This is a genomic window from Neobacillus niacini (assembly GCF_000759675.1).
Taxonomy (GTDB): Bacteria; Bacillota; Bacilli; order Bacillales; family Cytobacillaceae; genus Neobacillus; species Neobacillus niacini_A.
Genome location: NZ_BAWM01000003.1, coordinates 65,563 through 79,563, shown reverse-complemented (window position 1 = coordinate 79,563; position 14,001 = coordinate 65,563). Strand labels below are relative to the sequence as shown.

At 41.8% G+C, this 14,001-nt stretch carries 12 protein-coding genes and 1 pseudogene; 2 read left to right on the top strand and 11 right to left on the bottom strand.

Annotated features, from left to right (window positions below; translation table 11 throughout):
- Positions 1-49 precede the first annotated feature (49 nt).
- The 9 genes and pseudogenes from TR08_RS01005 to TR08_RS00980 form a co-directional block, all read right to left on the bottom strand.
- Complete coding sequence (locus TR08_RS01005; RefSeq protein WP_045515022.1) at positions 50-961, bottom strand: ABC transporter permease; 912 nt, start codon at positions 959-961, stop codon at positions 50-52.
- Between the two features lie 14 nt (positions 962-975).
- The gene (locus TR08_RS01000) at positions 976-1,926 is read right to left on the bottom strand and encodes an ABC transporter permease (RefSeq protein ID WP_045515020.1); all 951 of its coding nucleotides are present in this window, start codon (positions 1,924-1,926) and stop codon (positions 976-978) included.
- 159 nt (positions 1,927-2,085) lie between these two features.
- Positions 2,086-2,259 (bottom strand): hypothetical protein, encoded by a 174-nt coding sequence (locus TR08_RS33005; RefSeq protein ID WP_238579049.1) that lies wholly within the window; start codon positions 2,257-2,259, stop codon positions 2,086-2,088.
- Positions 2,260-2,393: 134 nt separating this feature from the next.
- A complete protein-coding gene (locus TR08_RS00995) occupies positions 2,394-3,632 on the bottom strand; it encodes an amidohydrolase family protein (RefSeq protein ID WP_045515018.1) in 1,239 nt (412 codons plus the stop codon).
- A gap of 108 nt (positions 3,633-3,740) precedes the next feature.
- Positions 3,741-3,857 (bottom strand): annotated as a pseudogene (locus TR08_RS33805) (amidohydrolase); the annotation flags it as partial.
- 12 nt (positions 3,858-3,869) lie between these two features.
- Complete coding sequence (locus tag TR08_RS33000) at positions 3,870-4,040, bottom strand: hypothetical protein (protein ID WP_238579051.1); 171 nt, start codon at positions 4,038-4,040, stop codon at positions 3,870-3,872.
- Between the two features lie 176 nt (positions 4,041-4,216).
- On the bottom strand, positions 4,217-5,776 hold the full coding sequence (locus tag TR08_RS00990) for an ABC transporter substrate-binding protein (protein ID WP_045515017.1): 1,560 nt from the start codon (positions 5,774-5,776) through the stop codon (positions 4,217-4,219).
- A gap of 741 nt (positions 5,777-6,517) precedes the next feature.
- Positions 6,518-7,750 (bottom strand): amidohydrolase, encoded by a 1,233-nt coding sequence (locus TR08_RS00985; protein ID WP_152597314.1) that lies wholly within the window; start codon positions 7,748-7,750, stop codon positions 6,518-6,520.
- Positions 7,751-7,832: 82 nt separating this feature from the next.
- Positions 7,833-9,311, bottom strand: a complete 1,479-nt coding sequence (locus tag TR08_RS00980) for a 4-hydroxyphenylacetate 3-hydroxylase family protein (protein WP_045515016.1) — start codon at positions 9,309-9,311, stop codon at positions 7,833-7,835.
- Positions 9,312-9,552: 241 nt separating this feature from the next.
- Between TR08_RS00980 and TR08_RS00975 the strand changes: the two genes are divergently transcribed.
- Positions 9,553-10,176, top strand: coding sequence for a Crp/Fnr family transcriptional regulator (locus TR08_RS00975; protein ID WP_045515015.1), 624 nt, complete (start codon positions 9,553-9,555; stop codon positions 10,174-10,176).
- A gap of 23 nt (positions 10,177-10,199) precedes the next feature.
- Here the strand turns inward: TR08_RS00975 and TR08_RS00970 are convergent, their stop codons facing one another.
- The gene (locus TR08_RS00970) at positions 10,200-10,811 is read right to left on the bottom strand and encodes a Crp/Fnr family transcriptional regulator (protein WP_045515014.1); all 612 of its coding nucleotides are present in this window, start codon (positions 10,809-10,811) and stop codon (positions 10,200-10,202) included.
- A gap of 126 nt (positions 10,812-10,937) precedes the next feature.
- On the opposite strand from TR08_RS00970, the gene TR08_RS00965 reads away from it, so the two are divergent.
- Positions 10,938-11,837 carry a LysR family transcriptional regulator gene (locus TR08_RS00965; RefSeq protein WP_045515013.1) on the top strand — a complete coding sequence of 300 codons (900 nt, stop codon included), beginning with the start codon at positions 10,938-10,940 and terminating at the stop codon, positions 11,835-11,837.
- A 784-nt stretch (positions 11,838-12,621) separates the two neighbouring features.
- Here TR08_RS00965 and TR08_RS00960 read toward each other — a convergent pair.
- Positions 12,622-13,965, bottom strand: coding sequence for an MFS transporter (locus tag TR08_RS00960; RefSeq protein ID WP_045515012.1), 1,344 nt, complete (start codon positions 13,963-13,965; stop codon positions 12,622-12,624).
- Positions 13,966-14,001 lie beyond the last annotated feature (36 nt).

Sequence of the window (14,001 nt, the reverse complement as noted above, 5' to 3'; positions counted from 1 at the left end):
ACCCCCCCTTGATCATTCCTTCAACAGGTTGATCTCCATTCGTTCCCCATTATTTTTTTGCTTGATTCGTGTGAGGATCCAATAAGTCGCGCAATCCGTCTCCAAACAGATTTAATCCCAGTACAGATAAAATAATCGTAATACCCGGAAACACCGTCATCCACCAAGCCTGAAAGATGACCATTTTCCCATCGGAGAGAATATTGCCCCAACTGGGTGCCGGCGCCGGAACCCCAGCTCCTAAAAAGCTGAGAGCCGCTTCGATAATAATGGCATCGGCAAAAATAAAAGTGGCTTGAACGATTAACGGAGATAACGTATTCGGTGCGATATGCAGCCAGATGATTCGCCAAGATGGGGCTCCCAATGCCTTCATCGCTTCAATATAAGTCTGTTCTCTCACCACTAAAGCGGCTGAGCGAACAGCACGAGCGATATGGGGGGTGAAAACGATACATAGGGCAAGCACGACATTTTCCGTCTTAGCCCCGAAAGCTGCCATCAGGGCAATTGCTAGCAAGATGCCGGGAATCGCCATTAATCCATCACAGATTCTCATCAGCACACTGTCTAACGATCGGAAATAACTTGCATATAATCCAATCATCATCCCCAAAAGAGAGGAAATAATGGCAACGGAAGAGCCAACACCCATCGATATCTGTGCTCCATAAGCGATTCTGCCCAACACGTCTCGACCGAAATTATCTGTTCCCAGTAGATGTGCCGAACTCGGACCTTGCAGACGGTTGGCTACTTCCATCGCATAAGGACCTTCTGGCGCAATGAAAGGAGCAAGCAAAACAACACAAGCAAGAAAAATCGAAATGATACTTCCAATCAATACTGATTTATTGGCGAAAAACCGGCGGATCAACAGATTCCGCTGTTGTTTTTTTAGGTCGCTCTTTATTCTGGAAAGCTCTACATTTCCTTCGAAGCTTCTTTGGATCGCTCCCATAACCCATCTCCCTTCTACTTACGATTTAATCTTACTCGTGGATCGATAACTCCGTATAACAAATCAATTGCCAAGTTAATAAACACGTAAGATATCGTAACGAATAACACCGCTCCTTGAATCACGGAATAGTCGCGGCGTAAAACGGAATTGATAATCAGTTGACCGATTCCCGGTATATTAAAAATCGTTTCAATCACGGCAGAGCCCGCAATCAAACCGGCAAACGTTTGACCGATCACGGTCAGGATTGGAAGAAAAGCGTTTCGCAACGCATGTTTATAAACGACATGGCGTTCCTTCACACCTTTGGAACGGGCCGTTTTTATAAACGTGGAATTCAGGACCTCTAGCATCGAGGATCTGGTCATACGGGCAATTAATGCAGCCTTCATCGTTCCTAATGCGATTGCAGGCATAATCAAATATTGCAAATGATTCCACAGTCCATTGCTTAACGGTTGGTAACCGGCTACCGGCAACCATTTCAATGAAACCGCGAATAGTAACATTAAGAATAAACTAAGCAAGAAACTCGGGATGGAAATCCCCAATAACGAGAGTCCCATAAACGACTGATCCGCCACAGAACCTCTTCGTCTTGCAGCTAGGATCCCCATGGGAACACCAATCCCGATCGCCAGAATCTCTGCTAAAATGGATAGCGAAATGGTTGGCCCCAAGTGATCAAAAATCGCTTTCGTTACCGATTCCTTCATAAAGAAGGAAAATCCTAAATTCCCTTGAAAGACACCGCCGATCCAATGAAAATACTGTTGGTATAGGGGAAGATTGAGTCCAAGCTTCTGGCGCAATTCTTCAATTTGTTGCTTAGTTGCCTCTTCCCCCAGCATGACAGAAGCTGGATCGCCGGGTGTTAAATGGATAATCAAAAATACGACAATGGATACAACAAATAGTACAGGGATGAGAGAGAGTAAGCGTTTTAGCATGTAAACTTTCAAAAACAATCCCTCCTGTTCGATTAAGCATATTGGATGTTAGTGAATTCTCCACCCATGCTCCCAAGAACAACAGGTGGAGAAGGAAACGTACGGCATAGGTTATTTTAAAACTTTCTTATTCCAAAGAATCATCCCGTCAAAAGTTTTATACCCTAGTACCTAATCTGTAGTAGCATCAAAAAAAGCAAAGTCGCCAATTTTTACTCCAGGCAGGTATTCCCAGATATACCCATGCAATTCATCCCATGACTTTTTCATTTCTTCTTGGGAACCGGCTGTAGTGACGGCTTGAAGCAAACCTGCGATACCCATGTTTGTGCAGGTCGTTATCATAAACTAGGTCGATCGTTTTTTGCATCAATTCTTTTGTTCCATGATCAATCCACTCCTGTAGCATCGATTTTATAATCAACAATGGTCGAACATACCCGCTCTCAAGCGAACATTGGACAACCAACAGGCTGCCATCATTTGACCCCAGCCTTTCCAAGAGAGCCGCTGACCACTTTTCCTTTATAAATGACAGCTTGCCGTTTTGTTCTTCTCGCTACTGCTTCCGCCGAGCAACTGGCGTTAACCAGTACCGCACTTGCTTCGTCACCGACCGTCGGCCAGACGCGTTTGCCTTCCTTGGTCAGCGGTGTCTTGCCGCCGGTGATGAAGCTCAGCGCCTCCCCCAGCGAGCGCTCGTCGCTCCAGCGAAAAACCTCCGCCAGCCTGCCCGCTTTTTCCAGCGGGTCGCCCTGCCCAAACGGAGACCAGTGGTCAGTGATACAATCGTATCCAAGAGAAACGGAGACGCCTTTTTCATGGAGCAGCGGGATGGGAATGGTCGTAGTTGCGACTGGCACCGTGGAGGTGATGGAGATTCCCTGACGAGCCATCATCTCCGCTACGTCACTTTGCACTTCCACAGGCACATCCGCCAGACCGAGTGCGTGGCTGATCGTCACGCGTCCCTGCCAACCTGCCTCTTCGGTCAGAGCAGCCAGCCGTCTCAAAGTAAACACACCTAGGTGGTCGGGATCGTGAAGGTGGATGTCCACGTCCGCATCCGCCTCCACGGCAAGCTCCATGATTGTGTTCAAAGACTTCTCAATGTTGTTGTCAATACCAGCTGGATCAACCCCGCCCACGTGAGTGGCTCCCATACGCAGCGCTTCGCGGACCGACTCTACCACCTTGCCGCGCAGCAGGCCATGCTGCGGGAAGGCGACGATCTCATAGGAAAGTTTTCCGGAGTAGCTCTCAAAAGCCTGCAGGGTTGCCTCCATATTTTTCAGCCCGATAAAAGGGTCTACGTTACAGTGGGTGCGGATGTGAGTAGCGCCGTGCCCTTGCAGAAGCGCCAGTATTTTTTCCGCACGCTCCTGTGCCGTCGGCAAAAGCCGCGGGAGCAGCTCCTCTTCTTCCTTTAAACGAGTAAAGATACTTTCAAATGGCGTACACGCTTTCCATGGTCCGCCGTAATACGTTTTGTCAATGTGAATGTGCATGTCACGGAAAGCCGGGAGCAGCAAAAGATTGTTTGCATCCTCTTTCGGCAGGTTGCTTTCCAACGGTTTATCCGCAGAGATAATTTGTTTGATTTTCCCCTCTTCAATAAGAAGATGGCACATTTCCGTCTCCGTACCGAAAATTTTGTCATTTTCGTAGCGATAGCCGCTTTCCAAGCGAACATTGGTTAACCAGTAAGCAAAAGTCATTATTGTTTCCCCCTATCATTTTCTACCACTTGCGACGGTGCGAAAAGCTCGTCCTACGGGAAGTTTTCGTAGTCCCGCTCCACGTAGCCCAGACCTACTATTTCAAAGTACTACTGTACTTTTTTCAATTGGCAACGCCACAAAATCAGCCCGGATTGCAACCGTTTTTCCAGGTTTTCCTCCCTTCAACAAAGCTGTAACTCCCCGGCCCCCCACTCCTGTTCGTTACCGGTTCCTTCATAAAGATGGAAAATCCCAAATTCCCTTGAAAGACACCGCCAATACAATGAAAATACTGTTGGTTAGGGGAAGATTGAGTCCAAGCTTCTGGCGCAATTCTTCAATTTGCTGCTTAGTTGCCTCTTCCCCCAGCATGACAGAAGCTCGATCGCCGGGTGTTAAATGGATAATCCAAAATACGATAATGGATACAACAAATAGTACAGGGATGAGAGAGTAAGCGTTTTAGCATGGAAACTTTCAATAACCATCCCTCCTGTTCGATGAAGCATATCTCGTTGTTAGTGAATTCTCCACCCATACTCCCAAGAACAACAGGTGGAGAAGGAAACGTACGGCATAGGTTATTTTGAAACTTTCGTATTCCAAAGAACCGGCCCGGCAAAAGTTTTATACCCTTGTACCTTATCTGTAGTAGCATCAAATAAAGCAAAGTTGCCAATTTTAACACTTGGCAGGTAGTCCCAGATATACCCATGCAATTCAGCCCATAACTTGTTCATTTCATCTTGAGAACCGGCTTCATTGACGGCTTGAAGCAAAGCGGCGATTTTGGGATCTTCTGTCCATCCTGCACTTTGGGGGTGAAGAAGTAAAAGCTCACCGGGAGTCGCTCTGTCAAGATTAGCTACACCCGTTATATCCCATTTCGTTGGATCATCTCGTTTTGTTGCTAATGATGCAAAATCAACAACATCTAATTTCACCTTCATTCCAACCTGTTCCAGTTGCTCCTTAATTACTACTGCTGCATTATATTGATAAGGGTAATCTTGAGTTGTCAGGAATCTGATCTCTTGGCCATTATACCCGGCTTCTTGCAACAAGCGTTTTGCTTTTTCCAGATCCCTCTGGTTATACTCTTGCTTTCCTGCCACCGTAGCCCAGTTTTCTTGAGGCATATACTGATAATTGAGCTTGTAGAGATCTTTACTTGTGAAAGCAGCCAATAAAATTTTATCCATATCCAGCGCAGCATTGACCACTTTTCTCATTTTATTATCAGTGAACATTCCTTGTTTTTTATTAAAATTAAGATAAATACCTGCGGAGAATTCGGTAATGGCTTCCACATTCGGGGTTCCCTTTAACCGTTCATAACTGTCATGCGGCAGGGCCAAGGCGATATCGTATTGTCCGGTTTGAATCCCAGCCTCCCGTGTAGAAGCACTCGTCACTATATCAAAATATATATCGTTGACCAAAGCTTCTTTTTTACCTGACAACCCGTCAGCAGGCGCATCCACTGCCTTATACTCTTTGTATTTATTCAGATGAATATATTGATCCTTTTTCCACTCTACAAATTGAAAAGGTCCGGTACCGATAAACTCCGACACACCTGTTTCACTTGCCGAGTCAATTACTTCTTTAGGCATAATCACCGCGGATTGTACCGGACTTGCCAGGACAGTTAAGGCCAGCGCTGAGGGGGCCTCCAATTGTAACAGAACGGTATCGTTACCTTTGGCTACGAATGATGCTTCACCTAAAGTTTTTGCCGTTCCGGATTTCTCCTTCCATCGGTTTATGGAAGCCACTACATCTTCCGCTGTCATCTCTTTGCCGTTATGAAATTTCACTCCTTTTCTTAAATGAAATGTATACGTTTTGCCATCTTCGCTCTTTTCCACGGATTCAGCCAACATAGGAACCGGTTGATATTTGGAATTTAATGTCATGAGAGACTCAAAAATATGTCTGCCTGCATATATCGTTGCTGCTGCTGTGGTTATGTGCGGATCCAGCGTAGGCGGTTGAGCATTGAATGCTACTCTTATCTCACCGCCGCCTTTGGACTCACTACCAATTTGTTGGTTGCTGACTTTGGAATCGCTACACCCTGCCATGGCCAGCACAAACGCTATAATAGTAATTAGTATCCCGATCTGATTAACCTTCATTTAACGAAGCCTCCTCTAATTTGTGTAACTTGCCAATTGATAGGCACACATTAGGTATCATTTCATTAGATATGTGCCGCCGACCATTGATTGGGTTGGATCTAAAAAGACAAGGGTTTTTTCGGGGCTTTGAGAATATTTTTGCGAATAACCAGTAGTTCCCATCAAATGAGATGAACTGCATAGGTCATGAATAAAATTTCAATAGCGACCTCTGACTATAAAAAAATAAGCGTCTGCCTACTTTTCTCAAGATATGTATTCATAATCAATATCTCTAAAGCCCAAATTTTAACCTTTTAGTCCATTCTTCTTATTCACAATGTAAATAACACATAAGTTGAAGGATAAAGCCTTTTAAAAGGAGGGGCGGGCATGATAGACTGCTAGCCTTTCGATGCTTGGTTACCCCGCATCGACCATTGCGAGTAATCATACCCACAGAGACTCCATGTCAAGCTGCGGCATCGTAGTTGATAGATCGTTTTTAAGCGCTTACACAAAATTCTTGACTGACCCTTGTGAAGTCAGAAATTCATTGACTTTACGATTTTAGGCAAATTAAGCCCTCTATTATCTTTTTTTGAGCAGGCAAGTGTTTACACGTTTGCATCCTCTTCGTCACGATCCATCATTATTCTTCATCGTGAATAGTAATGTCGTCATCCGGGAGAATCCTCTATCAGCATCCATAGTAATGACCACACCATGTGCCAATATCAAGTCAATCTTGCCCTCTCCCTATGATTCTAGTGAACCTGAAACCAGTTGTCCTTTATACATCACCGCGCGACGTTTTGCTCTTCGCGCCACCGTCTCTGCAGAACTTCTTGCTTCCACAAACACCGCGTTCGCCTCATCCCCAATCTGCGGCCACACTCTCTTGCCCGTTGAATCTAATGTCGTCTTCCCATCAGTGATATAACGGATGGACTGTGAAAGAGAATACTCACTGTTCCAGCGATTGACTTCCGCTAAACGGCACAAACGCTCCAAAATATCCCCGTTCCCGAAAGGACTCCAGCTATCAAAAATGTTGTCATCCCCCACCGCTACGGTTACTCCTTTTTCCTGTAGAATGGAGACGGGAGGAAGAGTCCAGGGGCCTATATGGACAGCTGTGATGATGGTAATCCCAGCATCGGCAAGTATGGCAGCTATTTCCTCCGTTTCCCTCTGTGGAACGCCGCCAAGTCCAAACGCATGACTGATTGCAACCTTTCCCTGCCAACCGGCTTCCACAGTAAGAGCCGCCAATCGCTTCATCGTAAATGTTCCAAGATGACCCGGATCATGCAAATGGAGATCAATTCCTGCCCCGGCCTCGACTGCCAACTCCATCATTTGCTGAAGGGAAGCTTCGATATCTCCATCAATATTTGCTGGATCTACACCACCGACTATGCCTGCACCATTTCGCAGTGCTTCCCGGATTAATGATTGGGATCCTGTGCGGAGCAAACCATGCTGTGGAAAAGCAACGATCTCATGGCTAAGCTTTCCTTCAAAGGAAGACAATGCTAACTGTACCTCTTCCAGATTTTTCAATCCAACCTCAGGATAGATATCAACATGTGTGCGAACATGGGTGGAGCCAGCCTTAAGCAGGGTCTCAAGGAGATTCTCTGCCCTTTCCCTTGTGGTAGACGGCAAGGTGGGAAGGACTCTTTTTTCAATCTCGAATCTCTCTGCCAAATTTTTGGTCGGTATAACACCACGAAAAGGTTCGCCTAATAGGGTTTTATCCAAATGGCAATGCTTTTCGACAAAAGAAGGCAACAGGAGCAGTTCCCCAGCATCTTTCGTTGATATTCCGCCACTCTGTAGTTCTTCTTTTGCAGAAGCAATCTCACTGATTTTCCCATTTTCAATAAGCAAGTGAACCAATTCGGTTTCTGTTCCCACTACCTCGCCATTCTCAAATGTATAACCACTCTCCAACCGAACATTCTTAAGCCAATAAACAGACTCCAAATTATCCATTTCCATTCCTTCCTCCCATTAAATAATTACTGAATATTGCGAATTTTTTCTATTTACTCCTTTCATGATGGATCTAATTCGTTGACACTTCCTTATCTACCACACATACCTTCAATGCCTCATTCACCATATCATGTGCATGTTGGCGTTTATAATTATTGTAAAAGATTCCTCTTTTCCGGACAGGATCTCCAGTATAATATCTTTCGTATTGAAGCAATCTCTGACCAAACGCTTCGCCGCATAAATCCCATGCTAATTTAAAGATACTAATTCGTTCGAGAGAAGATACGCCTTCTCTTCCAACGTAATAATTATCAATGGCTTCAATTAATTCCTCACTATAACAATCAGCCTCAGTTGGTGACATCAACAAGCCGCCTGCACCTATGATCTGAATTACTTCGATTGCTCTTGGATACATGGTTGGCAGTAATCCTCTAATTGTTTCAAGCGGTGTATAGGACGGTATCGCTTCACCGTTTTCTGTAGTAATGTATTCTATTTCTGCCACCCGCAGCAGGGCCCTGATTGATTCCAAAGACTGAATTAATTCTGCCAAATCATTTTGGACATTTAAATATCCGTCTACCCCGATCGAGTCTGCTACCTTCATAGCTACTTCGGTAGCGAATTGCAGTTTTACCAGTCCCCTTACACCGGATTGGTGTGCCGGCTGCAGCCCTGCCCCAGTCATTGGATACAGTTTATTCGCAGCATCCACATTGTTATATAAAAATACTCGATCCCAAGGAACAACAACATCTTCAAAAATCAATAAAGCATCCATTTCCTCAAATCTTGATGCCAGCGGATGATCAAAAAATGAACGAGTACCATCCTGCATCTGCTCACGGCAAATAATTCGCAAGCCTGGTGTTTCAATCGGAATCGCGAATGCCAGTGCATACCTTTCATCCCCAGGTTTAAAACCCGGGAATGAATAAATAATGACTTCATCGGTAATTGGAGCTAGGGTTGCCAGCATTTTAGCGCCTCTTACAACTAAACCATCCGGGGTTTCCTTTACCGCTCCTAAATGGGTATAAACATCCTTTTGCTCATGTGATGACTTACTTCTGTCATTTTGCGGATTGATAATGGCATGTGTTAAAAACAAGTCATTATCGCGAATGTATTTATAATAATTACGAATATTCTCAGCCCAATTTTTATTATATTTTTCAAAAAACCAAGAATTATGGTACATTGATGTCAAAACGACATTTAAAAAGTCAGGAGTCCTGCCCATCAGCCCAAAGGTTGCTTTTGCAAAAACTTCAAAAACCGCCCTTCGTTTCATTAAATCCTCATAGTTTTTTGGAACCAAGAAGGCGTTATTAACTCTTTCCCCAGTCTCTTCACAAAAATGTGTGATTTGATCCTGGTATTTTGGATCATGCTGCATGTCATATAGCTTTGCGAGCTCAAGTATTGGCTGTTTAAAAACTGGCTCTTCAAAAAGGTTGCTAACTCTTCTGCCAGACAACCATACCTCCGGTTTTCGGGATTTAACTGCTTCAATATATTGAGCACCTGTTCTAATTCCCATTTGTTACCCTCCCTAGAATGTTTTGAGAAAATTTATAACTGAATTGTAATACTTTATTTTTGGCGTATCTGTAGCCTATTTAACGTTTTTATCGATAAATGTTTTAATGATTCAAAATTATCTAACTATTAGTAGAGTTTCTTTACCATTTACACTATGATAATAGTAATAAATAAACCATCTTGAGATATGGCCATTCATCACTGCAAAAGCATCTAAAATAGTTTCGGGAGGTAATGGTATGATTACTGTGTATGAAGATGTTTTTAATTGGGATACCTATCTAAAGTTTGGAAAGAGGGAATTTTTCAAGCGAAAGCAAGCCATTTATACTCAAGGGACTTGTGGAGATGGGTTTTATTTTCTTCATAAAGGCCTTGTAAGAATTGTTAGTGTGAATGCAACAGGAAAGGAACGTATGTTAAACATTGTTATTCCAAACCAGCTTTTAGGGGTACAGTGCTTGGATCAAAAACAGCATTTTACAAGCGCAATCGCTGTTAAAGACTCTGTCGTTTACCATTTTTCATGTGAACAATTTAAAGAACTTATTAAAGCGCATCCTGAATTATTTAAGCTATTTTCGCGATCAGTTATTCATAAAATGAAAATTCTTTTAGATCGAATTAATCTGGAAACGTTTACATCTGAACAAAAAGTCGCCTTACTTTTGCAAAATATTTGTTATGAATTTAAAATTTATGAGGTTCCAATAATTCAACAGGACATTGCTATGAGTACAGGACTGACAAGAATTACCGTTTATAAGGTTTTAAAGCAGTGGGAAAAGGAAGGGATCATCACGATTCAGAATAAAAAATATTATATTAAAAAACCAGATTCCCTTAGAAACCTGGTTAATTAGGAATTTTCTGTTCATGATCTGTTTCAGCTATTTGCAATGGCTTTTAATGTTTTAATGTCTTTAACAATAATCCGGCGGCTTTCAATCATAATGTAATTTCCCTGCTTCCATTTCTGAATGACTTTATTGACCGTAATACGAGAAGTACCTAAATATCTGGCAAAGGAGGTTTGGTCCACGGGAGCGCTTCCATTTTCTTCGAAGAGTTTTACTAAATAATGAGCCATTTGTTGTTCCACTGGACTATCCATTAGAGAGATAATTTCTGCTAACGTTCTAAATTTGTAGATAAGAGAATCGGTGTAAATAGCAGTCGCATCTGGGTATTCTGTACAGATTGCCGCGACTACCTCGTCAGAGAAGAAATATATAACTGAGGGGCAGGTTGTGAAGGCACTTGTCAAATAGGGCTCTTGCTGTACACCGTGTTCACCAAACAGCATTCCCGGTGGAACAACATTTATAATCCGTTCGTTCCCTTTATCCGAAAGTAAAGTGATTTTTATTTCACCGTTGCTTAAATAATAAAATCCTCTTCCATCTTCACCTTGACGATAAATCACCTGATTCCTTTCCGCTTCGAATCGTTGTCCATACTTCAAAAAAGGTTCCCATTTGTAGCGAAGTTCTTTCATTCTATCACCTTTCGAGAAATTTCTTTTTATCTAAAATAATGATATCTTAGATATGTAGTATATGAAAAATATAAAAAAAATTAATTATACTTAAGTTTTTCATATAGGAAGGGTGTTTTTGCGCAGATGGATATTAGACAACTGCGATATTTTATAGCAATTATAGAAGAAAGAAAAATTTCTGCTGCCGCTGAAAGACTTCATATCTCCCAGCCTCCACTAAGCCAGCATCTAAAAACAATGGAAGATGAATTGGGAACAAAATTAGTAGAGAGAAATGGGAAATTTTTAGAAGTGACGGAAGCAGGAAAATCCTTATATAAGTATGCGCTACAAATGACTCAGTTAATGGAAGAAGCCAGAATGGAAGTAAAGGAAGTCGGAAACGGGGTAAGTGGAACATTGACGATAGGTATCAATACTTTTTCGGTAGTCGAATTACCTGAGTTACTTCTCCAATTCAACAAAAAATATCCTAAAGTTACCTATAAAATTCATCAAAATGAGTCATCTCATCTTTGTCAATTAGTGAGAGACCGGATTGTAGAGCTGGCGATTATACGATTACCGCTCGAGTTAGATGATTTTTCAGCTATCCATCTTCATACAGAACCTTTTTACTTTATTACTTCAAATAAAAAGCAACCTTTTAATCATCAGATTATGCTTGCTGACATTCAAAACCACTCTCTGATTTTACCGAGTACAGAAGGACTGGGAGTTCATTATATGATTTTGGAAGCATTTTCGAAAGCTCAACTACATCCGAACATTATTGCCGAGTGCTCTGACATCTCCCTTTTATTAGATTTAGTCGCTTGTAATTTTGGAGAAGCTATTGTTCCGGAAACCGTCATTAAACAATACAAAAACTACAATATCCATGCTTCCAAAATTAATGATACAGAGCTATCTGCATCTATGGGCTTAATATGGCTGAAAAATCATTATCTATCAAAAACTGCTCAAAACTTTACAAACCTATTAACAGAGTACCTACAGCAAAACACGGATTTACAGTGTTAAGGATTTAAAGTATTAAAAATCCCAATCTCTCAGTGATATAAATGAGAAATTGGGATTTAATTATTCAACAATTGCGCCCGTTTGTTGAAGATCAATGGCTGTTGAAACTGGCTCGTACTTATTTTACTCTAGCATCTGTTAGTTGAAGAAGAAAATAAGGTTTACTTAATTTTCAACTTCTCCAAACGAAATAATATGGACTTCAAACCAAATATTTAAGTGAGCTAATACTTGTAAAGCCTTGGGGTGTAACTCAAAGCCCAATTGTGCTAGATTTGATCTTAAACTGAAAAATATATAAGCATCATAAACTTCAGAGATTTCAGAGATTTCACGGACAAAAGCCTTATAATGCGATAGTGTGCTTAAAAGTTTCTCTAACGCTTGTTCTAATTCATCATAACAAGCATAGAAAGAGCCTGTTTTTGAAAAACAGGCTACAAAAATAGTGCAAGAGCTTTTGTGTACTATTAGTCAGATACTTTTACAACTACTTACGGAAGCTGCGTCCTTCGAATTAATATAAAAATGCTTAGGAAGCATTCTCTAATCTATCAATTCCATCAATGATATGTTTTTGTACTTCGGTTTTTTCTTCCCTTATCCATTTATCCAATTGATCGATTCCATGGACGGTTCCTGTCACCCTATTTGTGCACTTTACCTTAGAAGGAAGTACACATGATAGTATAAAGCTGGCTTCATAATTTGCCAATTCAGCAAATGGTATAATTTTAAACAACTTTTATCATAGGGCATATAGAACAAGAGATGTATATCCGCTTTATATCAATCTGTCCTTTTCTACGGGTATCAATAAGATAGATATAGAAGCAATTAAGGCAGCAAGCGCAAAAATATAAAAATTCACATTAATATCGAGCTCCCAAGACAATAGAAGCCCCCCTAGAATTGGTCCGCAGGAGGCACCGATTCTTCCAATGCCGGATGCCCAGCCCAAAGCCGTTCCCCGAGCGTGTGTAGGAAAGTACTTTGTAATGTAAGCACTTAAGATAATAAGGATTCCTGTTGACCCTATTCCTGCTATTCCAATTAGTGGATAAAGTAAGAGTGCTGGAGGTTTTAAGCTTAATAAAGCAATGCTTACAGCCGCAGCAAAATAGGCAATGCTAATCACTCGTTTTGAACCCCAGCGGTCTGCAGCAGCACCAGCTCCTAGTGCTCCAATCGCTGATGTAAAGTTTAACATTAATAAGAGTGCCAGACTAGAACCTAGAGGGTATCCTGCTTGAACCATCATTTTAGGCAGCCATGTACTTAGCCCGTAAACTAAAAGTAAACCCATGAAAAACGTAAGCCAAAAAAATGCAGTTGTTCTTATATAAAGTTTGGAAAAAATGAGAGAAACAGCATTCCACTTTGATTTTGTTTCAGTTCTACCATCTGATTTCTGTACTGCTGATAAATCAATTTGATATCTCATACAAATGGCTTCTGCCTCTGTTCTACGATTACGGGCGACTAGATAATTGAGTGATTCCGGCAACTTCCAAATAAGGATTGGCACTATGATAATAGGGGTAAGTCCTAACCAGAACAAAAATCTCCAGCCATAGTCATCCAAGAAAAACATGGACAGCATTACTCCAAGTACACCCCCAATGGGATAACCAGAAAACATTATAGCATTCATCAGAGAGCGACGATGTGGTGAAGAGAATTCTATTGTCATGGCTGTAGCTATCGGCATGGCCCCTCCTAAAGCTACTCCCCCCACAAAACGGAAAATACCTAACATTTCAGGTGATGTAGCTATTGCACATAAACCCATTGTGACTGAGAAAATAGCAAGACAAGTAATTAGTGACCATTTACGGCCAATTATGTCCGAAATCGTTCCAACGAGAACGTTTCCCAGCATCATGCCAATAAGAGCATAGCTGCCTATAAGACCAGCTTGAACAGGTGTCAGCGTCCAAGCTTTATCCGCTAATAAGCTTGATATAACCGCACCGTAAATACCTAAATCATACCCTTCAGCCATTATCGTTAGAAAGCAGCAGACTACAACAATAGCTGTTAACGTTTGTGGAGTTCGTATGGACTTTTGCGGAATAGCTGATGACCCTCGCTCTTCGTGAATAGATAGATTTTCATTGTTCCTCATTAAAAAACTCCTTTCAATTTTCACTTTTATGTTTAG

What these genes read in the sequence shown, in the direction of transcription:
- TR08_RS01005 (WP_045515022.1), bottom strand. Translation starts at nt 961, where the DNA reads ATGGGAGCGATCCAAAGAAGCTTCGAAGGAAATGTAGAGCTTTCCAGA.
- TR08_RS33005 (WP_238579049.1), bottom strand. Translation starts at nt 2,259, where the DNA reads ATGATAACGACCTGCACAAACATGGGTATCGCAGGTTTGCTTCAAGCC.
- TR08_RS00995 (WP_045515018.1), bottom strand. Translation starts at nt 3,632, where the DNA reads ATGACTTTTGCTTACTGGTTAACCAATGTTCGCTTGGAAAGCGGCTAT.
- TR08_RS00990 (WP_045515017.1), bottom strand. Translation starts at nt 5,776, where the DNA reads ATGAAGGTTAATCAGATCGGGATACTAATTACTATTATAGCGTTTGTG.
- TR08_RS00980 (WP_045515016.1), bottom strand. Translation starts at nt 9,311, where the DNA reads ATGGGAATTAGAACAGGTGCTCAATATATTGAAGCAGTTAAATCCCGA.
- TR08_RS00975 (WP_045515015.1), top strand. Translation starts at nt 9,553, where the DNA reads ATGATTACTGTGTATGAAGATGTTTTTAATTGGGATACCTATCTAAAG.
- TR08_RS00970 (WP_045515014.1), bottom strand. Translation starts at nt 10,811, where the DNA reads ATGAAAGAACTTCGCTACAAATGGGAACCTTTTTTGAAGTATGGACAA.
- TR08_RS00965 (WP_045515013.1), top strand. Translation starts at nt 10,938, where the DNA reads ATGGATATTAGACAACTGCGATATTTTATAGCAATTATAGAAGAAAGA.
- TR08_RS00960 (WP_045515012.1), bottom strand. Translation starts at nt 13,965, where the DNA reads ATGAGGAACAATGAAAATCTATCTATTCACGAAGAGCGAGGGTCATCA.